The following is a 25,869-nucleotide window of genomic DNA, read 5'->3' as shown; positions in this document are numbered from 1 at the left end:
GCAGGGAAGCGCTGTCCTTCAGCAAAAAGAACCCAGACTCGCATACCAACTTTGACTGGAGGTCAGAAAATGAACATCAAGAGCCTTCTTCTCGGCTCCGCTGCGGCTCTCGTCGCAGTTTCGGGTGCGCGCGCTGCCGACGCTGTCGTCGTCGCCGAACCCGAGCCCGTCGAATACGTTCGCATCTGCGACGTCTACGGCGCCGGCTTCTACTACATCCCGGGCACCGAGACCTGCCTCAAGGTCGGCGGCTACATCCGCTACGACCTTCGCGCCGGCAAGGGCGGCTACGGCGGTTTGCTCGACGTTAAGGACAGGCTCGATCCGTCGAAGAGGAACGACACCTACTATAACCGCGCCCGCGCCGCCCTGCAGCTCGATGCCCGTTCGGAAACCGAACTCGGCACGCTCCGCGGCTACATGCACATCAACTTCAACTGGGACACGGTCGTTGCCGGTGGTTTCACCGATACGACGCAGGGCCTGGGCATCAACCATGCCTTCCTCGAACTGGGTGGCTTCCGCATCGGTAAGACCGACTCGCTGTTTGCCTCGTTCACCGGCTACGCAGGCGCCGTCCTTGAGGACGACCTGATCCCGTATGCCGCCGGCAAGTACGACACCCAGCAGATCGTTTACACCTACAAGGGCGGAAACGGTTTCTCGGCCACCGTCGGCCTCGAAGCAGGCTCCTTCGCGAACACGATCGACTCCTACGTTCCGCATGTTGTTGCAGGTGCTGCCTACACGCAGGCCTGGGGCGGCATCTCGGGCGTTGTCGGCTACGACTCGAACTATGAAGAGTGGACCGGCAAGGCTCGCCTCGACGTCAATGCCTCCGACACCGTCTCGCTGTTCGTGATGGGCGGCTACGGTTCGGAGAAGAACTCCCCCCGCAACTTCTACAAGGGCTGGGGTGGTCACTGGGCTGTTTGGGGCGGCGGCACCGTCAAGTTCAGCAAGCAGACCTCGTTCAACGCGCAGGTCTCCTATGCCGAGAACAAGGACGTCGCGGTGGTTGCCAACATCGCCTACACGATCGTTCCGGGCTTCAAGATCACGCCGGAAATCGCCTGGACCTCGTATCACGACGACAACAAGGTCAAGATCCGCGACGGCTTCGGCGGCATGGTTCGCTTCCAGCGCTCGTTCTAATCGACCAAACGGTCGAAACGAGGAAACCCGGCGGGCAACCGCCGGGTTTTCTTTTGCAGGCCTTCGTGATTAGCCAAAGGCGTCTATTCAAATTTGACTGGGCTCAAAACATCGGATCGCGAGCACACGGGACTATCCATTCGTGGCAGTGAGAGGGTTTTTCCCGGTCACTTCGGAAACACGACCAATCCCCTCCAATATGACGGTGCGCATGGCGCTTCTGGCCTGTTCCGGATCCTTGTTCATTATGGCTTGGGCGATTGCCCTGTGCCGCTCCACAGTGAGCTTGTGGCGTTCCGTGTTTGGGATCGGCGAACTGACGGTAAAGGTCGCGACCAGTGCTGCCTCGACAAGCGCGCTGATGGCGCGCATGAAGGGGTTCTGCGATGCTTCGGCGATCGCGATGTGCAGACGGAGATCATACTGAACGAACTCGGGTCCGGAGATGGTCATGTCGCCCATGCGCTCGACCCAGTGGAAAATCTCCTCGACCTGAGCATCGTTTCGCCGAAGGGCGGCGAGCGCAGCGGCCTCGGGTTCGAGCGCCAACCGCATTTCCTGCAGGCTGAAAAGGAATCCGGCATCGATCGCGCCGGCTTCGGCGTGCCATTGCAGAATGTCCGGATCGAATAGGTTCCATCCTTTTCGGGCCAGCACCCTGGTTCCGATCTTTGCCTTTGGCTGGATCATGCCTTTTGCCGCAAGAGTCTTCAGCGCCTCGCGAAGTACGGTGCGCGACACGCCGAAGCGTTCCTGGAGCTCGGCATCGCGCGGCAACAGCGAGTTTTCCGGATAGGTCCCGCTGACAATACTGCGGCCAAGTTCGCTTATAACGTGGCCGTGGAACCCTTTCGGCTGCTGCTTGCGGCTCAAGCCAGGCTGTAGGCTGTTCATGAAGGTGCATTCCTCAGTAACCGCTTGCGGTCAGACAGAACCACCAATAGCCGTTGAAGGGTGATGAAAGCAAAGAGTAGCAGGCCTACGACGATCTTCGTCCACCAGCTCGACAAGGTACCGTCGAAGACGATGTAGGTCTGAATGAGCCCCTGGATGATCACGCCGACGAATGTGCCTGCCACAAGTCCGACGCCGCCTGTCAGCAGCGTGCCACCGATGACGACCGCTGCGATCGTGTCGAGTTCGACGCCTACGGCCGAAAGCGAATAACCTGCAGAAGTATAGAGCGAAAACACGACGCCCGCGAGGCCGGCGAGGAAACCCGAAAGGGCATAGATGCCGACAGTCGTACGCGCCACGGGCACACCCATAAGTTCGGCCGAAGTCTTGTTCCCCCCCAGTGCATAGACGTAGGAGCCGAAGCGGGTGAAGTGGGCAAGGACGATACCGAAGGCAAACACCAGAACCATCAGTCCACCGATGAGCGTGAGGCGCCCTCCCCCGGGCAGGCGCAGATAAAGGCCCTGGAGAGCGGTATAGAACTCGTGGCTAATGGGTATCGAATCCGTCGTGATGACAAAGGCCATGCCGCGCGCGAGGAACATGCCGGCGAGCGTCACGATGAAGGCCGGGACATCGAGATAGTGGATGACGACGCCCATAGCCGCGCCGAAGGTGGTGGAAATGGCCAGAGCGATCGCAAAGGCCAACAGAGGGTGCATGCCATACCAGGAGATCAATACGGCAATCAGAACGGTGGTGAAGCCGATGACCGCGCCGACCGACAGATCTATGCCACCGGAGAGGATCACGAAGGTCATGCCGACCGCTACGATGCCGAGGAAGGCGTTGTCGGTCAGCAGGTTTCCGGCAACGCGAGTCGACAGCATGTTGGGGAATTGGAACACGCAGACCCCGTAGGCGAGCACGAAGATCGCTAGCGTGGCATAAAATGGCAGCAGCCGGGACGACATCCTATGCTTCCTTTGACTTTGCTGCCGGGACCCGGCGCGGCAGCCAGCCGGCCGCGCCGAGCGAGACCGATTGGGCGAGCAGGATCATGATGATCACGCAGGCCTTGACCACGAGATTGTATTCCGGCGGGAAACCGGAGGTCAGGATGCCTGTATTCATGGCCTGGATGATGATGGCGCCCAGAACCGACATCAGGATGGAGAAGCGACCGCCTAGAAGCGAGGTACCGCCAATGACCACGGCGAGGATCGCGTCCAATTCGAGCCACAGTCCGGCATTGTTGGCATCCGCCCCGCGAATGTCGGCGGCCGCGATAACGCCCGCAAGCGCCGCGCAGAAGCCGCTGAAGGCATAGATCATGACCATGAGCAGACGGCTGTTGATGCCGGCATAGGTCGAGGCGCTGCGGTTTACCCCGGTGGATTCTATGAGCAAGCCGAGCGCTGTTCGCCTCACGACGGCCACTGCAAAGATTGCGAGGGCCGCGGCAAGGATCACAGGCATCGGCAAGCCGAGAAAGGAGCCGGTTCCGACGAAGATCAGCCCCGGATCGTTAAAGGTGACGATCACGCCCTTGGTGATCAACTGCGCTATGCCCCGACCCGCCACCATGAGGATCAGCGTCGCCACGATCGGCTGAAGTTCCAGCACTGCGACCAGCAAACCGTTGAGCAGGCCGCAGGCTACGCCGACGGCAAGCGCCGAAAGCAGTACCACGAGAAGCGGATGTCCCGACACCGTCATCGTCGCCGCCACGGCACCGGCCATCGCCATCACGGCACCTACGGAAAGATCCACACCTTTAGATGCGATGACGGCTGTCATGCCAACAGCCAGTATGGCAACAGGCGCGCCGCGGTTTAGAACGTCGACCAGGCTGCCGAACAGGCGGCCGTCCTGAATGCGCAGGTCGAAGAAACCGGGAAACGCCAGCCAGTTGAAAAAGAGGATCATGGCTAAGCAGACGAACTGCGGCGCGGCCTTGCGCAAGCCGGGCACGAGCCTGCTCATTTGACACCTCCCTGGTCGGCGGCGATCGCCTGCATGATGCTCCCGGTGGAAATCTCCGCGCCAACGAGTTCTCCGACGTGCACCCCGTCTCGAAGGATGCGAACCCGCGTCGAATACGCCACAATTTCCTCGAGCTCGGAAGAAATGACGAGCAGCGCCAGCCCCTCGTCGCAAAGCTTGTTGATGAGTTCGATGATTTCGGCGTGCGCGCCGACATCGATGCCACGCGTCGGCTCGTCCAGTATCAAAAAGCGCGGCGAAGTGGCCAGCCAGCGCGCCAGAATAACCTTCTGCTGATTGCCGCCCGAAAGCAGCTTCACCGGCTTTTCGACATCGGTCGTGCGAATGTCGAGCGCCTTGACGAAACGGTGCGCAAGCTCGGTCTGGTCACGCGTCGACATGCGCCGGTACCAGCCCCGCCGCGCCTGAAGGGCCAGCGCGATATTCTCGCGGACCGACAAATCGCCGATGATGCCATCAGCCTTGCGGTCTTCCGGGCATAGGCCAAAACCCAGCCGGACGGCATCCCTTGGCGAAGCGATCCTGACCGGCTTGCCGTCGATGGTGACGGTTCCGGCGTCGGCCAGGTCGATGCCAAACATCAGGCGTGCAGTTTCGGTGCGCCCCGATCCGAGCAGGCCTGCAATACCGACAACTTCACCGGCGTGAATCGTCATGTCGAAGGGCGCTAACGAGCGGTTGAGACCGAAATTGGAGAAGGCGATCTGGCGGGAAGACTGCGGGAGCGTGTCTCGCCGTCCGTGCCCCGTGGCCGCGGCTAGGGTGCGCCCAAGCATCATCGATACCAGTTCGACGCGGGGCAGCGATGCGGTCTCGCGCGTGCCGACCAGCCGGCCATTGCGCAGAACAGTGATGCGATCGCTGATCGCATAGACCTGATCCAAGAAATGGGTGATGAAGACGATGCCCAGCCCCCTGTCGCGAAGCTTGCGCAGAACGCCGAAGAGAAGCTCCACTTCGTGCCGGTCCAGGCTGGCAGTGGGCTCGTCGAGGATCAGCACCGAGCCTGACATATCCACGGCCCTGGCAATGGCAACCAGCTGCTGAACCGCGACGGAAAAGCTGGAAAGCTCAGCGCCGACATCGATGTCGATATCGTAGTCGGCCAAAAGCGCCCGCGCCTGCTTCTGCATAGTGCGGGTGTCGACTAGCCCGAACCGCTTCGGCTGCCTGCCGATATAAAGGTTTTCCGCCACGGTCAGGTTCGGCAGCAGGTTGACCTCCTGATAGACCGTGCCGATCCCAAGTTGCTGGGCATGAAGCGTGTCGCGCACGGCGATCTGACTACCCTTCAGCTCGATGACACCGCTGTCAGGCTTCAGCACGCCCGTTAGCACCTTGATCAGCGTCGATTTGCCGGCGCCGTTCTCACCAAGCAGGGCATGGATTTCACCGGCGCGAACTGAGAAATCGACGCCGTCCAGCGCCTTGAAGCCCACGAAGGACTTGCGGATGTCACTGGCTGTAAGAAGGTCGGGATTGCTCAATGTTATCCTCCGCTCGTGCAGTGTAACCGCATTCGATCGGTTGGCCTCCCGGATGCTGCTGGCACCCGGGAGGCCGCATGGGGAAGGTGGTCTTAGTAGCCGAGGCCCTTCTTTTCCTCGTAGACCTTCATCGGGTCGTCGGCTTGGGTATAGAGCTTCGACTCGGTGATGATCTGCTTGGGCGGCAGGGTGCCGTCCGCCTTGAACTTCTCAAGCGCATCGAAGGCAGGACCGGCCATGTTGGGGGTCAGTTCGACCGTGGCGTTCGCTTCGCCGTCGGCCATTGCCTTGAAGATGTCCGGTACCGCGTCGATCGACACGACCTTGATGTCGGTGCCCGGCTTCAGGCCTGCTTCCTTGATCGCCTGGATGGCGCCAACGGCCATATCGTCATTGTGGGCATAGAGCGCGCAGATGTTCTTGCCGCCGCTCTCGGCCTTGAGGAAGCCCTCCATGACTTCCTTGCCCTTGGCGCGGGTGAAGTCGCCGGTCTGGCTACGGATGATCTTGATGGTCGGGGTACCGGCGATCGCCTCCTCAAAGCCTTTCTTGCGATTGATTGCCGGTGACGAGCCGGTGGTGCCCTGAAGTTCGACGACGTTGCATTCCTTGCCGGCGGCTTGCTTGACCAGCCACTCGCCGGCCACCTTGCCCTCGAGCACCTGATCTGAGGCGACCATGGTCATGTAGAGGTCGGGGGAGCCGTCGATGCCGCGGTCGAGCAGGATCACGGGAATGTCGGCATCCTTGGCTTCCTGCAGCACGGCTTCCCAGCCGGTGGCCACGACGGGCGCTACCAGGATGGCATCGACGCCCTGGGCGACGAAGCCGCGTATCGCCTTTATTTGGTTCTCCTGCTTCTGCTGCGCGTCGGCGAATTTGAGATCTACGCCGCGCTTTTCAGCCTGCTGTTTGGTGACGCTGGTCTCGGCGGCGCGCCAGCCGGATTCCGAGCCGATCTGCGAAAAGCCGACCGTCAGGCTCGCGGCACTGACCGAACCGGCAAGCGCCAATGCGAATGTCGATCCAAGCACAATGGACTTCAGAACATTGATCATAAGCAACCTCCCAGAAAACAAAGACCGACCGAGGCTCCTCCACGACGGCCATAAAGTCGTATATTAATATAGTACTACTTTTGCAAGTCGTCTGGCACTTCAAAGGAAGAGCACGGCTGCATCTTCCCCTCGAACATCGTTCCGGCCCGCGGGGGGCAACTGACGATAGGTGCAGCGCTTTTGCGCGAGACGCCTGAGAAGACGGCGTGCAGTCATTGCGTTACGTACCTCAAAAACTGCTTTACGTACCTCAGCATAGTTGATAGGACCCTTGCTCGGGAGGGGCGCATGCGTCCAACAGTTCATGACGTCGCTGAAGAGGCAGGGGTAAGTTTGGCAACCGTCGATCGGGTGCTGAACAGGCGCCCAGGTGTGCGCGCGGAGACGGTCGCGCGCGTCAACGAGGCGATCGCCAAGCTCGGCTTTGTGCGTGACATATCCGCCGCCAATCTCGCCAAGCAGCGCGTGTACAATCTGGTTTTCATCATCCCAGAAGGGCCGAACAGCTTCATGCTGGGGCTGGAGAGCGAGCTTAGGCAGGCCAAGCTCTATTCGGCCCTCGAACGCATTAACCTCGACATTCTCAAAGTCAGGGCATTCGACAGCGAGGCTCTGGCCGATGTGCTTGATGGCCTTGATCCGACGCAGGTGTCCGGCGTTGCCCTGGTCGCTACGGAATCGCCGCGTGTGTTCGAAGCGCTGGCGCGGCTGCGGCAGGCAAACATACCGGTTGTGACGCTCGTCTCCGACGTTTCCGCCGCGCATCGCGACCACTATGTCGGCATCGATAACGTTGCGGCCGGTCGCACGGCCGCAAGCCTCATGGGTCGTTTTGTCGGTCGCAGGCCAGGAAAGATCGCCCTGCTGGCAGGATCGATGCTGGTGCGCGACCATGTCGAGCGCCGCATCGGGTTCGAACAGGTCATCTCGGCCGAATTTCCCGAACTCGATTGCCTGACCGTGCAGGAGGGGCGCGACGACGCAGTGGTGACCCGCGCGGTGCTTGCGGATTTCCTTGAACGCGAGCCCGACATCGTCGGTCTCTACAGCATCGGCGCCGGCAATCGCGGTGTCATCGACGTGCTCACGTCCAGGTCAGAATATGGCTCGATCGCCGTCGTCGCTCATGAGTTGACCGAACATTCGAAGCGGGCATTGCGCGAAGGCATTTTCGACGCCGTCATCAACCAGGATGCCGGACACGAGGTGCGCAGCGCCATTCGTCTTCTCAAGGCGAGCATTGACGAAACTCAAGTCATCGCCAAACAAGAGATCATCCGTATCGAAATCTACATTCGGGATAACCTGCCATGACCTGCCCGCTCTGGTTGTGCAGTCGGGATTACTGCTGGTTCGACGGAAAATATGCAAATCTGAAAGGCATTCGCGGAGTTTTGTCATGAGCACTGGCTTTTTCGGGGATATCAAATCTGTCCAGTATGAAGGATCGGACAGCGCCAACCCGCTGGCTTACCGCTTCTACAATCCGGACGAGGTCGTGCTCGGCAAGCGCATGGAGGAACATCTGCGCTTTGCCGTCGCCTATTGGCATTCCTTCACCTGGCCGGGCGGCGATCCGTTCGGCGGCCAGACCTTCGAGCGTCCATGGTTCGGCGACACGATGGAATTGGCCAAGAAGAAAGCCGATGTCGCCTTCGAGATGTTCTCGCTGCTCGGCGTTCCCTATTTCTGCTTCCACGATGCCGACGTGCGCCCGGAGGGCGACACCTTTGCCGAAAGTGCGGCGCGGCTTGACGAGATCGCCGACTATTTCGCCGGCAAGATGAGCGAGACCGGTGTCAAGCTTCTGTGGGGTACCGCAAACCTCTTCTCCAACCGCCGCTATATGGCCGGTGCGGCGACCAACCCGGACCCCGACGTCTTTGCCTATGCCGCCGCGACGGTGAAGCAGTGCATCGATGTCACCAAGCGGCTCGGCGGCGAGAACTATGTTCTGTGGGGCGGTCGCGAGGGCTATGAGACGCTGCTCAACACCGACATGGGCCGCGAGCTCGACCAGATGGGTCGCTTCCTGTCGATGGTGGTCGACTACAAGCATCGGATCGGCTTCAAGGGCGCAATCCTGATAGAGCCGAAGCCGCAGGAGCCGACCAAGCACCAGTACGACTTCGACGTCGGAACCGTCTACGGCTTCCTCAAGCGCTATGGGCTCGAGAACGAGGTGAAGGTCAACATCGAGCAGGGCCACGCCATCCTGGCCGGCCATTCCTTCGAGCACGAACTGGCGCTCGCCAATGCGCTCGGCATCTTCGGATCGATCGACATGAACCGCAACGACTACCAGTCGGGCTGGGACACCGACCAGTTCCCCAACAATGTTCCGGAAATGGCGCTGGCCTATTACCAGATCCTTCTGGGCGGCGGCTTCAAGACCGGCGGCACCAATTTCGACGCCAAACTACGCCGCCAGTCGCTCGATCCGGAGGACCTGCTGATGGCCCATATCGGCGGCATGGACTGCTGTGCGCGCGGGCTGAAGGCGGCGGCGAAAATGATCGGGGACAAGGCGCTCTCAGCACCGCTGGAAGCGCGCTACGCCGGCTGGCAATCGGCCGAGGCCGTGGCGATGCTTTCGGGCAAGCGCACCCTGGAGGATGTCGCCGCGCGTGTGGTCCGGGACGGGATCGAGCCGCAGCCGAGGTCCGGCAAGCAGGAATACCTCGAAAACGTCGTCAATCGCTACGTGTGAGAGCGCTGCACGCAGGCGCTGCCGCAGGCAAGGGCGGCACGAAATTGGGAGGAAGTCACATGAAGACCATCAAGGGACCAGCCATCTTCCTGGCACAGTTCGCCGGAGACGCGGCACCGTTCAATTCGTTCGATTCCATCTGCGAATGGGCGGCGTCGCTTGGCTACAAGGGCGTTCAGATTCCCACCTGGGACGCTCGTCTGTTCGACCTGAAGAAGGCGTCCGATTCCAAGACCTATGCCGATGAGGTGAAGGGGGTGGCGGCAAGCCACGGGCTGGAGATCACCGAGCTTTCCACGCATCTGCAGGGCCAGCTCGTTGCGGTGCATCCCGCCTATGACGCTGCGTTCGACGGCTTTGCGGCGCCCGAAGTGCGTGGCAATCCGGCCGCCCGTACTGACTGGGCGGTCGATCAGGTCAAGCGCGCCATCCGCGCCTCGAAGCATCTCGGCCTGAAGGCCCACGCTACCTTCTCGGGCGCTCTTGCCTGGCCCTATGTCTACCCCTGGCCGCAGCGGCCGGCGGGGCTGGTGGAAATGGCCTTCGACGAGCTGGCCAGGCGCTGGACCCCGTTGCTCGACTATGCCGACGCGCACGACGTCGACATCTGCTACGAGATCCATCCGGGCGAGGATCTGCATGACGGCGTCAGCTTTGAGATGTTCCTCGAGCGCGTGAACAACCATGCCCGCGCCAATCTGCTCTATGATCCCTCGCATTTCGTGCTGCAGCAGCTCGATTATCTCGAATACATCGACATCTACCACGAGCGCATCAAGGCCTTCCACGTCAAGGACGCCGAGTTCAATCCGACCGGTCGGCAGGGCGTCTATGGCGGCTTCCAGAGCTGGGTGAACCGCGCCGGACGCTTCCGTTCGCTCGGCGACGGGCAGGTGGATTTCGGCAGCATCTTCTCCAAGCTCACCGCCTATGACTTCGACAGCTGGGCGGTGCTGGAATGGGAATGCGCGCTCAAGCATCCGGAGGACGGCGCGCGCGAGGGCGCCGAGTTCATCAAGCATCACATCATCCGCGTCACCGAGCATGCCTTCGACGACTTCGCAGGCGCGGGCACCGATGACGCCGCCAACCGCAAGATGCTCGGGCTGGCATAGGAGACGTTCATGACCATCGAGGCAGGCAAGCAAGAAACGCAAGGCGGCCGCATCAGGCTCGGCATGGTGGGCGGCGGGCAGGGGGCATTCATCGGCGCCGTGCACCGCATCGCCGCGCGCATCGACGACCAGTTCGAACTGGTGGCGGGGGCCCTCTCGTCAGACCCGGCGCGCGCGAAGGCTTCGGCCGCAGAAATAGGCATCGCCGCGGATCGCGCCTACGGCTCCTTCGAGGAAATGGCCAAGGCGGAGGCCGCGCGGCCGGACGGCATCGAGGCGGTTGCGATCGTCACGCCAAACAACGTGCATGCGCCGGCCGCCAAGGCATTCCTCAATGCCGGCATCCACGTCATCTGCGACAAGCCGATGACGACCACCGTGGCGGAAGCCGAAGAACTCGTCGAACTGGTCAAGAAAACCGGCAAAGTGTTCGTGCTCACCCACAACTACACCGGCTATCCGATGATCCGTCAGGCGCGGGCCATGGTGGCTGCCGGCGAGTTGGGCGAGATCCGCGTGGTGCAAGCCGAATATCCGCAGGACTGGCTGACAGAGCGCGCCGAGCTTTCGGGCTCCAAGCAGGCCGAGTGGCGCACCGACCCCAAGCGCTCCGGCGCGGGCGGCTCGATCGGCGACATCGGTACGCATGCCTACAACCTCGCCGCCTTCGTCACCGGACTGGAGACGGACGAGCTGCTGGCTCAGCTCACCGCTTTCGTTCCGGGCCGGCTTCTGGATGACGATGTGCAGATATTGCTTCGCTACAAGGGCGGTGCCCGCGGCATGCTCTGGGCGAGCCAGGTGGCCGTCGGCAATGAGAACGGGCTGAAGCTGCGCGTTTACGGCACCAAGGGCGGGCTGGAATGGGCGCAAGCCGACCCGAACTACCTTTGGTTCACCCGTTTCGGCCAGCCCAAGCAGTTGCTGACCCGCGCCGGCGCCGGCGCATGGCCTCAGGCCCAGCGCGTCAGCCGCGTGCCGAGCGGGCATCCGGAAGGCTACTTGGAAGGCTTTGCGACCATCTATTCCGAAGCGGCACACGCCATCCGGGCAGCGAAGATGGGAACGAGGCCCGATGCCGAGGTGATCTACCCGACGGTAGAGGACGGCCTGGCTGGAATGCGCTTCATCGAAGCCGCCGTCGCCTCGTCGAAGGCCGGCAACGTGTGGACAAAGGTCGAATGAACGCTGACCCCAGCCATTCCCCGACCGGACCCGGCAAGACCGACGCGCCTCTGCTCCGGGCGGTCGGGCTGTCGAAGTCTTTCGGCCCGGTCGAGGTGCTGAAGGACATCAGCCTCGATGTCAGGGCGGGGGAGGTGCACGCTATCATTGGCGAGAACGGCGCGGGCAAATCCACGCTGATGAAGCTGCTGGCCGGCCATTTGCAGCCGAGCCGCGGCGAATTGCACATCGACGGCGAAACGGTGACGCTTGCCGATCCGGTCGAGGCCGAACGACGCGGCATAGTTCTGGTGCATCAGGAGATCCTGCTGGCACCCGACCTTACCGTCGCGCAAAACGTCTATCTGGGTCGCGAGGTCGGCAATGGCCTCACCGTCGATGACCGCGTCATGAACGAGGGCGCGCGCCGCGCAGTACGCGACCTCGGGGCAGAGATCGACCCGACCGCAGTGGTTGGGCGCCTTTCGATCGCGCAGCGCCAACTCGTCCAGATTGCGCGGGTGCTGCTGGTGCCGCACCGGGTAGTCATCTTCGACGAGCCGACCGCCTCGCTCACCCCGGTCGAGACCGAAGCGCTGCTGAAAGTCATCACCGACATCCGCGCAAAGGGTACGGCCGTGCTCTACATATCGCACCGCCTTCAGGAGGTGAAGCAGATCGCCGATAAGGTGACCGTGCTTCGCGACGGCAGGCTTGTTGCCTCCCGGCAAGCCGCCGAATTGCAGCCCGTCGACATGGCCAAGCTCATGGTGGGGCGCGACGTGGCCAAGCTCTACCCCGACCACCAGGCCGCAGCGGCCCGTCAGGCGGTTCTCGAGGTCGAGGATTTTTCCGTTCCCGGCTTTGCCCAGCATGCCTCATTCAAGCTTGGCAAGGGCGAGATTCTCGGCTTTGCCGGCCTGGTCGGCGCGGGACGCACGGAACTTATGGAAGGCATCGTCGGCCTGCGTCACGGCCGCGGCACCATCCGGCTGAACGGCACGCCGGCGCACTTTCCCAATGTCGACGCCAGCCTGAAGGCGGGCATCGTCTATTTGAGCGAAGACCGTAAAGGGAAAGGCCTGCTGCTCGCCAAGGATCTGCGCACCAACCTGACGCTCGCGTCGCTCAGTCGCTTTGTACGCGGCCTTTTGATCGACAAGGCCAAGGAAACGGCCGCGCTAGACAAGGCGTTCGGCGACTTCGACATCCGCGCCCGCCGCAAGGACATGCTTGCCGGGCAGCTTTCCGGCGGCAACCAACAGAAGCTTCTGCTGGCCAAGATGATGTTGCTCGATCCCTCGATCATCATCATCGACGAGCCGACCCGAGGCATCGACATCGGCACCAAAGAACAGATCTACAAGTTCATCGCCAAGCTCGCCGGCGAAGGGCGCTCGATCATCGTCGTCTCGTCCGAAATGCAGGAACTCATCGGCATCTGCGATCGCATCGTGGTGATGCGCACGGCGCACATCGCGGGCGAAGTTGCCGGCAACGAAATGACCGAGGATCGGATCGTCGTCCTGGCCACAGGCGTCAAATCCGAAGAGGCCGCTTAGGCTCAGGACCTATTGATATGACCGATCTCGCAGCAAACAAACCAAGTTCGCGGATTTCCTGGCGCAACATAGATCTGGCGGCGGTGGCTCCCTTCGTGGCGCTGGCGCTGCTTCTGGTGCTTGGCGCCTTCGCCAACCCGAACTTCATCTCGATCGACAACCTGCTCAATGTGCTGACGCGCAGCGCCTTCATTGCCATCATCGCCGTCGGCGCCACCTTTGTGATTTCATCGGGCGGGCTCGACTTGTCGGTCGGCTCCATGGTTGCCTTCGTCGCCAGCCTGACGATCATGTTCCTCAACAGTGGTGCCCTCGCTGGCTCGGGTGCCATGCTGGCCGCCGCCATCGTGGTGGCCATTTTGATCGGCGCGGCCTGTGGGCTGGCAAACGGGCTCATCACCACGCTCGGCAGGATCGAGCCCTTCATTGCCACGCTGGGCACAATGGGCATTTATCGCGGCCTCACAACATGGCTGTCGCAGGGCGGCGCCATAACGCTGCGGTCTCCCGACATCCAGTCGCTCTACCGTCCGGCCTATTTCGGCTCGGTTCTCGGCGTGCCGGTGCCGATCATCGTCATCGTGGCGATGGCCGCGCTCGGTGCCTTCGTGCTCTACCGCACACGCTATGGCCGCCATGTACTCGCCGTCGGCTCGAACGAGGACGTCGCACGCTATTCCGGCATTCCGGTCAGCCGCGTGCGCACGCTGGCCTATGTTATCCAGGGGCTGTGCGTGGCTGTCGCCTGCCTGCTCTACATCCCGCGTCTTGGTTCGACTTCGGCCACCACCGGCCTGATGTGGGAATTGCAGGCCATCACGGCGGTCGTCATCGGCGGCACAGCGCTGCGCGGCGGCGTCGGGCGCATCTGGGGCACAGTCTGCGGCGCTTTCATCCTGGAGATCGTAGGCAACATCATGCTGCTGTCGAACTTCGTCAGCGAATATCTCATCGGCGCGATCCAGGGGGCGATCATCATTGTCGCCATGCTGGTCCAGAGATCGCTGGCAAGGAGATAAGCAACCGGGCCGGGCCTGCGGGGCACCCGACCTTCATCTACCAGACCCTGTACAATGTTGGAGGAGAGCATGCGTAAACGACTATTGGGCTTAGCTGCCGTTGCCATGGCAGCATTGATGAGCGTGTCCCACGCCGAGGACAAGAAAGTGACCATCGGCGTCTCGATTCCCGCTGCCGATCATGGCTGGACGGCAGGCATCGTGTTCCACGCCGAGCGCGTGGCCAAGCTTCTGATGGCCGAGCATCCGGGCCTCAACGTCATCGTGAAGACCTCGCCGGATGCGGCAACGCAGGCGAATGCGGTGCAGGACCTTGCCGTGCAGGGCATCGATGCGCTTGTCATCCTGCCTTCGGATCCCGATCCGCTGGTCAACGCCATCAAGGAAGTCAAGGACAAGGGTGCGTTCGTCACGCTGGTCGACCGCGCCCCGAGCAGCAACGACAATTCGGTCCGCGACCTCTATGTCGCCGGCAACAACCCCGCGCTCGGTGCGGTGGCCGGTCAGTACATCAAGGAGCACTCGCCTGATGCGCAGGTTGTGGTCATCCGCGGCCTGCCGATCCCGATCGACCAGCAGCGCCAGGACGGCTTCGATCAGGCCATTGCCGGGTCCAATGTGAAGGTGCTGGAGAAGCAGTTCGGCAACTGGAACCGCGACGACGCCTTCAAGGTGATGCAGGACTACTTGACCAAGTACCCCAAGATCGACGTGGTGTGGTGCCAGGATGACGACATGGCCGTTGGCGTGCTCCAGGCCATCGAACAGGCCAAGCGCACCGACATCCAGTATGTCGTCGCCGGCGCCGGCTCCAAGGACATGATCAAGAAGGTGATGGACGGCGACAAGCTGATCCCGGTCGACGTGCTCTATCCGCCGGCAATGATCGGCACGGCACTGCAGCTGACCGCCGCGAACTTCTACGATCAGGTGCCGGTGCGCGGCAGCTTCATCCTGGACGCTACGCTGGTGACGAAGGACAACGCCAAGGACTTTTACTTCGCAGAATCGCCGTTCTGAGGTTTGCGCTCGCGCCATCCGACACGCGCGCAATCTCCTCGTCGAAAAAAGCGACCCGGATACATTTCCGGGTCGCGCCAAACGACTCTTCACATTACTGACGATGGTGATCAGCTGTGCTGCTAGCCTTTCTCGGTTTTCGTGGACCGTTCATATACGGTCTGGCCGCTTTGCCCATCCACACCGATGAGCCGAACCTCGTAGCCCCATAGGGTAGCGAGGTGGCGCAGCGTTGCGTCCCGGCTCTCTTCTTGCAGCATGACGCCATTGCGGATCTTGTGCCTGAGCCGCAGGCAGCGATCGCCGGCCAGATCGGCTCCGATCACCTGGATATCGGGCTGGTGGCTCGTGATGTCATAGCTTGCGGCCAGAGCCGACCGCACCGCTTCGTATCCCCGATCGTCGTGAATGGCCGTCACTTCCACATAGCTGTCGCTTGCGTCGTCGACCAAGGCAAACAAACGCATCTTGCGGATCAGCTGAGGACTGAGAAACTGGCGAATGAAGGATTCGTCCCGATGACTTGCCCATGCGTCGAGCAGGACATCCAACCACGCCCCTTTGCCTGCTATCTCGGGGAACCAGTCCCGGTCTTCCTGGGTGGGCTCCGTGCATATTCTCTGAATGTCCCGCATCATCTCGAAGCCGAGCGTGTAGGGGTTCAGCCCACCATATCGAACATCGTTGAAGCCCGGCTGGAAAATAACATCGGAATGGTTCTGGATGATTTCCAGCATATGGCCTTCTTCTATCAGGCCTCTCTCGAACATCAGATTCGTGATCGTGTAATGAACGAAGGTCGCGCAGCCCTCATTCATCATCTTTGTCTGCCGCTGGGGATAGAAATATTGGGCAAGGAACCGGACTATCCGAACGATTTCCCTTTGCCACGGCTCCAGAATGGGACTGTTCTTTTCGATGAAGTAAAGAATGTTCTCTTCTTCGGTGGGTTGGCCGGCAGTGCCCGCCTCTCGGGCGGGAATCTTGAACGCAGATGACGGCAATGTGCGCCAGAGGTCACTGAACATCTTCTCCGCATGCGCAATTCTCTCGCGCTCGCGGGCTTTTTCCTGCTCGGCAGACAGGCGCCCGGGCCTCCGATAGCGAAAAACGCCCTGGTCCATCAAAGCGTGAGCGGCATCGAGCACGCGCTCGACGGCAGCAACGCCGTGCCGTTCCTCGCATTGCCGGACAAAGTTCTTGGCGAAGTCGAGATAGGTCAGGATGGCGCCGGCATCGGTCCATTGCCGGAATAGCTGGTTGTTCTTGAAGAAGTGGTTGTGCCCAAAGGCGGCGTGCGCGATGACCAGTGTCTGGAGCGCCGCCGTATTTCCCTCCATCAGATAGCAGATGCAGGGGTTGGAGTTAATCACCAGCTCGTAAGCAAGCCCCATATGGCCTTTGCGGTAAAGCTGCTCTTCCTGCAGGAACCGCTTGCCGAAGGACCAATGCCCATACATGAGCGGCATTCCGATGGACGAATATGCGTCCAGCATCTGCTCGGCGGAAATGATCTCCAGCTGGTTGGTGTAGGTATCCAGATGCAGGTCTTCATGAGCAATCTGCTTGATTGCATCATACACCCTCTGGAGAATGTCGAAATTCCAGTCCGATCCGTGAAACAGCGGCCGCTGCAGGTCGTTGCCAGCACGCATCCCACCCTCCTTATCCGAATCCCACGGAACCATGCTTGGCGAAGAGATGGCGAAATACCGGATAAATGTCTTCCGGAACCGCCAGGCGCACCATCTGCAGGCGCGGCTGTTTTTCACTTACTGAGCGATAGGAATTCCACAGCGGCGTACCGTTCGTGGCCGAACGGAAGATATCACGTTCGCGCGCGTCGATGATCTCGACATAGGCGAAATACTGGCATTTCGCGAGCAACCCGCCTTCGAGGATTTCCTGGCAACGATTGGAATCATACGGCGAATTGTCGCCGTCCGACGCCTGCGCGGCGTAAATGTTCCACTGGTTGACCGGGTATTTCTCGGCGATTACTCGCTGCATCTCGTCGAGCGCCGACGACACGATCGTGCCGCCGCTTTGCATGCTGTAAAAGAACGTGTCCTCATCGACCACCTTCGCTTCATGCGTGTGCCGGATGAATACGATCTCGGTACGCTCGTACCTACGCTTCAAGAACAGGTGCAGGAGCACGAAGAAGCGCTTGGCGAGATCCTTTTCGCGTTCGCCCATGGAGCCCGATACGTCCATCAGGCAGAACATAACCGCCGCCGTATTCGGCACCGGCTGGGCCTCGAAGCGATTGTATCTGATGTCTAGCGGATCGACATAGGCTACGAGCTTTCGCCGGTGCGTCAGCCGTCGCAGCGTCTCTTGAAGTTTCAGAAGCTTGAGGCGGATCGCCGGTGTCTGTTCGTGGCTTTCCAGCTCCGATATTTGCCGCGAGATCTCATCGAGTTCGTCTCTCGACGGCCGCCTCAGAGCAATTCGCCTACCAAGGCTGTTGCGCATCGTGCGCCGGACATTGATGTTCGATGGCGTGCCGGTGGTGGTATAGCCGGATCGACGGGCCTTGAATGCCAGCACCTCCTTGAGATGCAACTTCACCATGTCCGGCAATTCCAGGTCTTCGAAGAAGAGGTCGAGAACTTCCTCACGGTTCAGCACGAACTGGAAGTCGTCGTCCGGACCACTATCGCCGGCCTGACGGCCAAGCTGGCCGCCGACCTGCCCGTGCTTGGGGATGCGATCCCCTGCCGAATACATCGTGTTTCCGGGCAGCACGATGGTTCTGCGGCCGGTAGCCGCGGCCTGTCGAAAACTCGGCTCGCCTGTGGTGGTGCTCGAGACAGTCACGGGGTGGTCGGAAGCGACGTCCGCTATCGGGGTCGATTTCAATCTCTTGTTGAAGACCTGGCGCAGTTCCTCTCTTGCCCTGCGCAAAAATCGTTGACGGTTTCCAAGGCTCTTGTCCTTGGGGTTTAGGCGGCGGTCAATAAAATGGGACATCGGTGACGCCGCTAGCCTGCCTTGTTAACGCGCATGTACCAGTCAACGAGCCGGCGGACCTGGCGTTCCGTATAGCCGCGCTCCTTCATGCGCTCGACAAATTCCATGTGCTGCTTTTGCGTCGCGCTGTCCTGTTTGGAACCGAAGCTGATGACCGGAAGCAGATCCTCGACCTGGCCGAACATCTTTTTCTCAATGACTTCCCGCAGCTTTTCATAGCTCGTCCAGGCGGGGTTCTTCCCGGCATTCTTCGCGCGTGCCCGGAGGGCGAACTTGACCACCTCGTTGCGAAAATCCTTCGGGTTCGAGATGCCCGCCGGCTTTTCGATCTGGGATAGCTCGCTGTCGAGAATTTCACGGTTCAGAATCTGGCCGGTATCCGGATCCTTGTAGTCCTGGTCTTCGATCCAGGCGTCGGCATATGCGATGTAGCGGTCAAAGAGGTTCTGGCCGTATTCGCTGTAGGATTCGAGATATGCCTTCTGGATCTCATGTCCGATGAAGTCGGCATATCGTGCCGCCAACTCGGATTTGATGAAATCGAGGTAAGCGCTTTCGAGTTCCACCGGGAACTGCTCGCGACGAATAGCCTGCTCAAGCACATACATCATATGCACCGGGTCGGCCGCGATCTCTTTCGTGTCGAAGTTGAAGGTTTCGGACAGGACCTTGAACGCGAAGCGGGTGCTGACGCCGGTCATGCCCTCATCGACGCCGGCCACGTCCCGATATTCCTGGATCGACTTGGCCTTGGGATCCACATCCTTCAGGTTTTCGCCGTTGTAGACGCGCATCTTTGTGTAGCGCGGGGAGTTCTCATGCTCGCGAAGCCGGGTGGAAACGGTGAACTTGCTCAACAGATCCAGCACTTCCGGCGCGCAAGGATTGTGGGCTAGTTCGCTTTCGCGCAGAAGCTTCTCGTAGATCATCTTTTCTTCGGAGAAGCGCAGGCAATAGGGAACCTTGATCACCAGGATGCGGTCCAGAAAAGCTTCATTGTTCCTGTTGTGCTTGAACTGGAGCCATTCGGACTCGTTCGAATGCGCAAGAACGATGCCCTGATACGGGAAAGCCCCGAAATTCTCGGTACCATTGTAGCTGCCCTCCTGCGTGGCGGTTAGGAGAGGATGCAGCACCTTGATCGGCGCCTTGAACATCTCGACGAATTCGAGCAGACCTTGCGTGGTCCGGTTTAACCCACCGCTGTATGAATAGGCGTCCGGGTCCGACTGGCTGTAGTGTTCCAGTTGCCGGATATCCACCTTGCCAACCAGGGACGACACGTCCTGGTTGTTTTCGTCGCCCGGTTCTGTCTTGGCGATTGCAATTTGCTTCAGCCGGGACGGCATCATCTTGACCACGCTGAAGGCCGAGATGTCGCCGTCGGACTCGGCCAGCCGCTTGATGGCCCAGGGAGAAATGAGCCCGGTGAGCCGCCTCCGCGCAATGCCGTATTTTTCCTCGAGCAGGTCGCTCATGGTGTCGGGGTCGAACAGCCCCAAGGGAGACTCGAAGATCGGGCTGAGCTGACCCTTCACCTTGAGCGTGTAGATCGGCTGTTTCTCCATCAGCTTCTTAAGCTGTTCGGCGAGGGACGATTTGCCGCCGCCAACCGGCCCGAGCAGGTAGAGGATCTGCTTTCTCTCTTCCAGGCCCTGAGCGGCATATTGGAAGTAGCTGACGATCCGCTCGATCGTGTCCTCCATGCCATAGAAATCGGAGAAGGTAGGATAGTGCCGGATCGTCCGGTTCATGAAGATGCGACCGAGCCGCTCGTCCTTGCTGGTGTCGATCAGTTCGGGCTTGCCGATAGCCTGTATCATGCGCTCCGGCGCGCTGGCGTACATTCCGGGATTGTCCCGACAAGCCAGCAGATACTGCTGCAAGCTCATCTCTTCTTGGGCTTCTCGTGCGTAACGCTCCGAAAACAGCCGGAAAATGTCATTCTGCTCTGCCTGCATCTTACACCCGAGTGATCTCGACGGATTGGACTCTCACAGTCAGAAACTGAGTTTGGGCTGCAATGTTCCAATCTGTTCGTTTGAAGTTCCAATATGTCGGTGCGAGACGAATTTTCGCGCATTCAGAGGCCCCGCGAAGTTCGCGTCGCACAGCGGCAAGCCAGATCATCGATCATACGTAGATAATATAAGAAGCGATCAGACAGGTTATCAGGGGTCTCGGAACGGAACAGCGGCTTTCGCTAGTTGCAGGCCCAATGAGCGGCGATCATTTCTCTGGCGATGCTCTGGGCGGGCGCCGTTGGCAAGTTTTCTTGAGGTCAGAGCGGCCTAGTACTGCGTAGCATGCGGGGCAAAACTCCCGCCGAAGCGAAATGCAACCTGCGCAAGCGGCAGCAGGTTGTGGATGGGGATCCGCCTGGGTCCATTATGCGGGTGTACGAGGACGCCTCGCAAAGGTTTGAACCCACGCAGACAAGGGGGCAACTCCGTATCGAGTCACCCCAAAAGTCGAACTGGGTTCAGCCTTTTTGATAGACCCCGGCGGAACCGGGGCGAATGAGCAGAACCTACTTGTGGCTCGCGATGTAATCCGCCATCAGCGACACCATCTCGAACATCACCACCATGGCGTTCATCGCCGTGATCTGGTTCGGGCTGTCCTTGCTAGGCATCAGGCAGACGACGTCGGCGCCGACTACGTTTAGCCCCCCGCAGGCCCTGCAGCATGCGTACGGCCTCGCCGATCCGGATGCCGGGGTAGCCCGGCTCGATGTTCGATACGCCGGGGGCGTCGGCGGGATCAAGCGAGTCCAGGTCGAAGGTAATGTAGACCGGCGCAAGCTCGCCCAATGGGGGCAGAGCGGCGGTTGCCCAGCCAGTGGGGCAGGTTGTTGTAGCTGGCGGTGTGCGAGTCGAAGTGCACGAGCGCGACCTTTTCGCCATTGGTGAGGCGCGAGTGTTTGCCTGCGACGGCCTTGACCAGCGGGCCGGTGATGCCATGGTCGCCGCCCATCGAGACGAGGCGAGTTCCGGCCTTGTCGAACCGCTTCGCGCCATCACCAACGAGAGCCACAATCGGCCTGGCCGGAGCAACCCCTATGGCAGCGCCGATTGCCGCCGGCAGGCCGTAACCGAGTGTTCCGTAGCCAGTGCTGGCATTGAAGAAGGAGCGCGGCTGGCGCGGACGGAAGAACTGGTTCGCCGAATAGACCGTCTGGGTGGAGTCGCCGACGTAGGCAGCGCCGGGCAATGTTTCATCCAGCACGGCCATGAGACGGCGATATGGCGCAATCCCGGCCAGAGAGGCAGCTGCGTCGCTCAGTAGCGGCAAATCGGCAAAAGGTTTGCGCGTCAGCTGTTCCGGATCAATATCGATGCGAATGAGCGGTGGTGCCGGCCGAGCACATGCCTTCGATGGCGCTGTGGCCGGCATCCGACCTTCTGCCGACCAAATAGCGGGCATCCCGGCCGGCTCGGTCGCACATGCATTGCGCTCCGATGCCGACCGAAAGCGCGTTGCATCACACGGCTCGGTTATTGCGCCTGCGGAATAGGCAGGATTGTGTTGATCGAAGATTCGGGGGCCGCGTCGGCACCGAGCCACTTCTTGTGAAGTCCGGCCATCGTGCCGTCCTTCTTTATGTCGTCGATCGCTGCGTTCACCTTCTCAAGAAGGGGAGAGCCCTTTTTCATCATGATTGCGAACTTGTCGCCGGTCGGGATTGCTTCGACAACCTTCATGCCCTTCATCTTAGTGAAGGCGAATTGGAAGCCGGCGATATCGCCGACAGCGCCTTCCAGGCGCCCGGACTGGACGTCGAGCAAAAGGTCCTGTTGGGTGTTGTAGCCACGAAATTCCTTGATGCCGTACTTATCCGTGTTGGCCTTGATCCACGCTTCGCCAACCGAGGCCGAAATGGCGCCGATAACTTTCCCCTTCATGTCATCGAGCGTCTTCATATTCGTCTCGGAGCTGGCGATCAGCGCGATGTCGCTGTCGTAGTAGCCTTGCGTGAACGACTGATTCTGCAAGCGATCGTTGGTGATCGAGATCGACGAGATCGCCAGATCGGCGCGACCCGACGAGGTTGCAGCAAATAGCGCCTGGAAGCCGAGATCCTGGAACTCGATGTCGGCGCCAATCCGCTTGCCGATCTCCTTGACCAGATCGACCTCGAAGCCCTCGAAGTCCCCGGTCTCGGTCTTGTTTTCCCACGGGGGATTGGCCGGATAGGCGCCGGCGATCAAGGTGTCGGCCTGGGCTGCCGACGCGATACTCAGCCCAAATGTGAGCGCTGCGAGAGCGCCGAAAAGTCCACGACGGTCCATCAACATTTTTCGTTCCCCATTTTTCCCGTCGGCCTCGTTGGCCGCGGTTTTGTTTCTTGCGAGCCCGATGTGACAGGGGCCCTCCGTCATCCGAGCGCTGCGACCATGCGGTCGAGTGCTGTCTGGATCTCCTTGGCGTCGCGCATCACGCACATGCGCAGGAAAGCGCGCGACGCGTCGCCGAACAGATAGCCGGGCGCGAGGCCGACACGGGCCGCTTCAAGGACTTTCGCGCAAGCGGTCTTGGAATCCGACTCTCCTTCCAACGCGAAAAAGGCGTACATGCCGCCTTTCGGCTTGGCCGGAAGTACGATGCCAGCAATCCCGGCAAGGGCGTCATAGGCAAGGTCGAGCCCCGTCTTGGTCCGGTTCCGGATTTCGGCGACCAGTGGCTCGCCTTCTTTAAGGGCTGTCGTGGCGCCGGCCTGCACAAAGGCTGCCGTGCCGCTGTTCATATATTGCGTCATGGCGGCGAGCTGATCGGCGACGCCGACCGGGTGCGACAGCCAGCCGATGCGCCAGCCGGTCATGGCCCAGGCCTTGGAGAAACTATTCACAGACAGGACGCGGTCATCGTCTTCTGCGATCTGCAGCACCGATGGCGCAACCTCGCCATCGAAATAGAGCCGGCCGTAGACCTCGTCGGAAATGATCCAGATCCCGGTACGGCGGCTGAATTCCAGCAAGGCCTGAAGCTCATCGCGGCTTGCGGTCCACCCGGTCGGATTGGACGGCGTCGACAGGAAGATCGCTCGGGTGCGCGCGTCGCAACACGCGAAGAGCTCATCGAGGTCAAGCCGCCAATCGTCGTCGAACTTCAGGGCGACCGGACGGGGCTCGCCGCCAACGAGATGGATGGCATTGTGGATATTGGGCCATTGCGGCTCGACATAGACAACGTTGGTGCCCACATCGACGAGCATTTCCAGCCCAAGAAAAAGGGCCTGCATGCCGCCCGGCGCCACAGTCGTGCGTTCGATGGAAATCTGCCGCCGATGAAGCCTCGTCTGATAGACCGATAGCGCCTCGTTGAGCGCGCCCAAGCCGCGCATATTGGGCACATAGAATGTGCTTCCAGCGTCCAGCGAGGCCTTGGCCGCGTCGCGGATGAAGGCAGGGGTCACCATATCGCCCTCGCCGTACCAGAGCGGAATGACGTCCCCGAGTTTCTGTGCCTGGATGGCGAGCTGGGCGATATTCTCGGTCCGCAGATCCTGAATTTGCGCTCGGATGCCTTTGAGCGGCGTACGTGCCCGGAAGTTCGCTGGATAGGTGGAATCTCGCGCGCTGCTCAGATTCATGACAGTCGGAGCCCCTCCCAGAGCCGCGCGGACCGGCGCGATGCTGCCGATACACGACAAGTGCACTTTTCCGCCCGCGCCTCTCTCACGGGGCAGACTTTTCGAAAGACAACCACATAACAGTATACTGTTCAAGCTGGAATATTTTCGCATTACGGCGCTTGAACTCACCGTAGATTGCCTGAATACTCCACGGACGGGTGTTTTTCGGTCGCCAATTGCCTTCGGCAGGTAGTTTGAGATTTCATCCTCGATAAAATAGTATACTGATTAAGGCGAGGAGTGATGATGTCGCGAGCGGGTTCACGCCCTGGGGGCAATGGCAGCCTGCGAGCCCGGATCTATGAGGAAATCCGTGACCGCATCCATCGCGGCTCGCTGGGACAGGATGAAAAGCTGGTCGACGTCGATATTGCGAGCCAGCTTGGCGTCTCCCGCATGCCGGTTCGCGAGGCTCTCCTGCAACTGACCCATGAAGGCTATCTCGTCGGCACAACGCGCGGCTTCATGTTGCCACGCCTGACGGCCAACGATGTCGCCAATATTTTCGAGGTTCGCCGCTGCCTCGAACCGCGCGCTGCGGCACATGCAGCGCGCGACATCGACGCGGACGGGATGGCGCGCCTGGCCTCGGCGCTGGATGACGCCGAAAAGGCCGCGGCCACAGGCGACGCCGAATTGCTTTTCCAGGCCAATGTGCGCTTTCGCAGTTGCTGGCTGGAAGCCGTCAGGAATGACCGGCTCGCCTCTGCCATCTCGCGCTTTGCCGACCACGTGCAGGTTGTACGCTTGGGAACGCTGACGCATTTGCCGACCCAAGCCGTTGTCGTCGCCGGCATGCGCAAATTGCATGAAGCCTTCACGCGGCGCGACTCCATGGCCGCATTCGATCACATGACCCGTTTCATCGAAACTGCGGAAGAACGTTTCGTAGCACTGACGAAAGCGATGGAAGCATCCGCTTCAGAGGAAAGCCGGTCAGCCACCAGCCAGGGACGCGCGCAATGATGATGAGACCTCACCCGCTCAAGGGCCCCAACAAGTTTAAGCTGGGCGTCTTCTCCATGAACGCCGACGGCGGCCTTGCGATGACAACCGTATCGGAACGTTGGCGCGCGCGCTGGGATGACAACCTCCATGCGGCGCGCATCGCAGACAGCGCCGGCATGGAGTTCCTGCTGCCGATTGCCCGGTGGCGCGGCTTCGGCGGCGTGACGCGGGCGCGCGAATGGTCGTTCGAAACCTTCACCTGGGCCGCGGGTCTGGCGGTCGCAACGAACGACATTGCACTGTTCATGACCGTTCATGTGCCGCTCGTGCATCCGCTGCAGGCTGCCAAGGCCCTGGCGACGGTCGATCATATTTCCGGCGGTCGGGCCGGCCTCAACATCGTCTGCGGCTGGAACCCGGACGAGTTTGCGATGTTTGGCCAGACGGTCGGCGATCGCACCTACGATCAGGCCGAGGAATGGATCACAATCATCGAGCGCGCCTACACTTCGAAAGAGCCTTTCGATTTCGGCGGCGAATTCTACGACCTGAAGGGCGTGGTGAGCAAACCCGCCAGCCTCCAGGCGCCGCGACCGGTGACCATGAACGCGGCTTTCGGGGCCCCTGGCCGCAACTTCGCCGCCCGCCACTGCGACTTCCTGTTCTCGACCTTCTCCGAGATCGAGGATGGCAATGCGCATGTCGTCGATATCCGCAACCGCTCGGCTGACGTCGGCCGCGACGTTGGCGTCTACACCGTCTGCCATGTCGTCTGCCGCGAGACGCAGAAGGAGGCCGACGACTATTATCGTCACTATGCACTCGAACAGGCGGATCACGGTGCCGTCGACGAGCATATGAGCAAGAAAAAGGAATTCGCCCACTCGCATGACGAAAAGGCGTTTTTGGAATACCGGCAGCGTTTCGCCGGCGGCGCCGGCACCTATCCGCTGGTCGGCACACCGGAGAAGATCGTCGACGACCTGATCCGCATCATGGAGCAAGGCTATGCGGGTGCAGCCCTCAGCTTCGTCAACAGCACCTACGAGCTGCCCTTCTTCTGCGACCGGGTGCTGCCGCTGATGCGCCAGGCCGGGCTCAGGGTGAATTGATGTC

Annotated in this window: 23 protein-coding genes; 10 read left to right on the top strand and 13 right to left on the bottom strand. The window is 60.8% G+C overall.

Going from position 1 to position 25,869, the window contains the following annotated elements:
• Positions 1 to 69 precede the first annotated feature (69 nt).
• Positions 70 to 1,155 (top strand): porin, encoded by a 1,086-nt coding sequence (locus M2281_RS22770; RefSeq protein WP_280823467.1) that lies wholly within the window; start codon positions 70 to 72, stop codon positions 1,153 to 1,155.
• A gap of 132 nt (positions 1,156 to 1,287) precedes the next feature.
• On the opposite strand, the gene M2281_RS22765 is transcribed toward M2281_RS22770, so the two are convergent.
• The 5 genes from M2281_RS22765 to ytfQ all read right to left on the bottom strand — a co-directional run bounded on the left by M2281_RS22765 (position 1,288) and on the right by ytfQ (position 6,604).
• Complete coding sequence (locus M2281_RS22765) at positions 1,288 to 2,028, bottom strand: FadR/GntR family transcriptional regulator (RefSeq protein ID WP_280823466.1); 741 nt, start codon at positions 2,026 to 2,028, stop codon at positions 1,288 to 1,290.
• Positions 2,029 to 2,045: 17 nt separating this feature from the next.
• Entirely contained in the window at positions 2,046 to 3,026 is a 981-nt protein-coding gene (gene yjfF / locus M2281_RS22760) for a galactofuranose ABC transporter, permease protein YjfF (RefSeq protein WP_280823465.1), read from the bottom strand.
• A gap of 1 nt (position 3,027) precedes the next feature.
• Positions 3,028 to 4,038 (bottom strand): ABC transporter permease, encoded by a 1,011-nt coding sequence (locus M2281_RS22755; RefSeq protein WP_425537785.1) that lies wholly within the window; start codon positions 4,036 to 4,038, stop codon positions 3,028 to 3,030.
• Positions 4,035 to 5,552, bottom strand: a complete 1,518-nt coding sequence (locus M2281_RS22750; RefSeq protein ID WP_280823560.1) for a sugar ABC transporter ATP-binding protein — start codon at positions 5,550 to 5,552, stop codon at positions 4,035 to 4,037. The genes M2281_RS22755 and M2281_RS22750 overlap by 4 nt, the downstream gene beginning before the upstream one ends.
• Positions 5,553 to 5,638: 86 nt before the next feature.
• Positions 5,639 to 6,604: a galactofuranose ABC transporter, galactofuranose-binding protein YtfQ gene (gene ytfQ / locus M2281_RS22745; protein ID WP_280823464.1), complete on the bottom strand. Its 966-nt coding sequence runs from the start codon at positions 6,602 to 6,604 to the stop codon at positions 5,639 to 5,641.
• Between the two features lie 288 nt (positions 6,605 to 6,892).
• On the opposite strand from ytfQ, the gene M2281_RS22740 reads away from it, so the two are divergent.
• The 7 genes from M2281_RS22740 to M2281_RS22710 all read left to right on the top strand — a co-directional run bounded on the left by M2281_RS22740 (position 6,893) and on the right by M2281_RS22710 (position 15,194).
• Positions 6,893 to 7,918 carry a LacI family DNA-binding transcriptional regulator gene (locus tag M2281_RS22740; protein WP_280823463.1) on the top strand — a complete coding sequence of 342 codons (1,026 nt, stop codon included), beginning with the start codon at positions 6,893 to 6,895 and terminating at the stop codon, positions 7,916 to 7,918.
• A gap of 85 nt (positions 7,919 to 8,003) precedes the next feature.
• Positions 8,004 to 9,314 (top strand): xylose isomerase, encoded by a 1,311-nt coding sequence (gene xylA, locus M2281_RS22735; RefSeq protein WP_280823462.1) that lies wholly within the window; start codon positions 8,004 to 8,006, stop codon positions 9,312 to 9,314.
• A gap of 59 nt (positions 9,315 to 9,373) precedes the next feature.
• Entirely contained in the window at positions 9,374 to 10,429 is a 1,056-nt protein-coding gene (locus tag M2281_RS22730; RefSeq protein WP_280823461.1) for a sugar phosphate isomerase/epimerase family protein, read from the top strand.
• A 9-nt stretch (positions 10,430 to 10,438) separates the two neighbouring features.
• Positions 10,439 to 11,614, top strand: a complete 1,176-nt coding sequence (locus M2281_RS22725) for a Gfo/Idh/MocA family protein (RefSeq protein WP_280823460.1) — start codon at positions 10,439 to 10,441, stop codon at positions 11,612 to 11,614.
• Positions 11,611 to 13,155, top strand: coding sequence for a sugar ABC transporter ATP-binding protein (locus M2281_RS22720; RefSeq protein ID WP_280823459.1), 1,545 nt, complete (start codon positions 11,611 to 11,613; stop codon positions 13,153 to 13,155). The genes M2281_RS22725 and M2281_RS22720 overlap by 4 nt, the downstream gene beginning before the upstream one ends.
• A gap of 17 nt (positions 13,156 to 13,172) precedes the next feature.
• Complete coding sequence (locus M2281_RS22715) at positions 13,173 to 14,174, top strand: ABC transporter permease (protein ID WP_280823458.1); 1,002 nt, start codon at positions 13,173 to 13,175, stop codon at positions 14,172 to 14,174.
• A gap of 69 nt (positions 14,175 to 14,243) precedes the next feature.
• Complete coding sequence (locus M2281_RS22710; protein ID WP_280823457.1) at positions 14,244 to 15,194, top strand: substrate-binding domain-containing protein; 951 nt, start codon at positions 14,244 to 14,246, stop codon at positions 15,192 to 15,194.
• Between the two features lie 122 nt (positions 15,195 to 15,316).
• On the opposite strand, the gene M2281_RS22705 is transcribed toward M2281_RS22710, so the two are convergent.
• From M2281_RS22705 to M2281_RS22675, 8 genes are all read right to left on the bottom strand, one after another.
• Complete coding sequence (locus tag M2281_RS22705; RefSeq protein WP_280823456.1) at positions 15,317 to 16,849, bottom strand: SpoVR family protein; 1,533 nt, start codon at positions 16,847 to 16,849, stop codon at positions 15,317 to 15,319.
• Positions 16,850 to 16,859: 10 nt separating this feature from the next.
• The gene (locus M2281_RS22700; RefSeq protein ID WP_280823455.1) at positions 16,860 to 18,170 is read right to left on the bottom strand and encodes a YeaH/YhbH family protein; all 1,311 of its coding nucleotides are present in this window, start codon (positions 18,168 to 18,170) and stop codon (positions 16,860 to 16,862) included.
• An 11-nt stretch (positions 18,171 to 18,181) separates the two neighbouring features.
• A complete protein-coding gene (locus tag M2281_RS22695) occupies positions 18,182 to 20,131 on the bottom strand; it encodes a PrkA family serine protein kinase (protein ID WP_280823454.1) in 1,950 nt (649 codons plus the stop codon).
• Positions 20,132 to 20,700: 569 nt separating this feature from the next.
• Positions 20,701 to 20,805, bottom strand: a complete 105-nt coding sequence (locus M2281_RS29155; protein ID WP_342394290.1) for a hypothetical protein — start codon at positions 20,803 to 20,805, stop codon at positions 20,701 to 20,703.
• Positions 20,798 to 20,983 carry an arginase family protein gene (locus M2281_RS22690; protein WP_280823453.1) on the bottom strand — a complete coding sequence of 62 codons (186 nt, stop codon included), beginning with the start codon at positions 20,981 to 20,983 and terminating at the stop codon, positions 20,798 to 20,800. Before M2281_RS22690 ends, M2281_RS29155 begins: the two co-directional genes overlap by 8 nt.
• Positions 20,934 to 21,566 (bottom strand): thiamine pyrophosphate-dependent enzyme, encoded by a 633-nt coding sequence (locus tag M2281_RS22685; protein ID WP_280823452.1) that lies wholly within the window; start codon positions 21,564 to 21,566, stop codon positions 20,934 to 20,936. Before M2281_RS22685 ends, M2281_RS22690 begins: the two co-directional genes overlap by 50 nt.
• A 101-nt stretch (positions 21,567 to 21,667) precedes the next feature.
• On the bottom strand, positions 21,668 to 22,468 hold the full coding sequence (locus tag M2281_RS22680; protein WP_280823450.1) for an ABC transporter substrate-binding protein: 801 nt from the start codon (positions 22,466 to 22,468) through the stop codon (positions 21,668 to 21,670).
• An 80-nt stretch (positions 22,469 to 22,548) separates the two neighbouring features.
• Positions 22,549 to 23,763: a pyridoxal phosphate-dependent aminotransferase gene (locus tag M2281_RS22675; protein ID WP_280823448.1), complete on the bottom strand. Its 1,215-nt coding sequence runs from the start codon at positions 23,761 to 23,763 to the stop codon at positions 22,549 to 22,551.
• A gap of 285 nt (positions 23,764 to 24,048) precedes the next feature.
• On the opposite strand from M2281_RS22675, the gene M2281_RS22670 reads away from it, so the two are divergent.
• Entirely contained in the window at positions 24,049 to 24,771 is a 723-nt protein-coding gene (locus tag M2281_RS22670) for a GntR family transcriptional regulator (protein WP_280823447.1), read from the top strand.
• Complete coding sequence (locus tag M2281_RS22665; RefSeq protein WP_280823559.1) at positions 24,771 to 25,865, top strand: LLM class flavin-dependent oxidoreductase; 1,095 nt, start codon at positions 24,771 to 24,773, stop codon at positions 25,863 to 25,865. Before M2281_RS22670 ends, M2281_RS22665 begins: the two co-directional genes overlap by 1 nt.
• Positions 25,866 to 25,869 lie beyond the last annotated feature (4 nt).

Source organism: Pseudaminobacter soli (ex Li et al. 2025) (assembly GCF_029892515.1).
In the GTDB taxonomy this organism is placed as follows: Bacteria; Pseudomonadota; Alphaproteobacteria; order Rhizobiales; family Rhizobiaceae; genus Pseudaminobacter; species Pseudaminobacter soli_A.
This window is presented reverse-complemented; position numbering and strand designations above follow the sequence as displayed.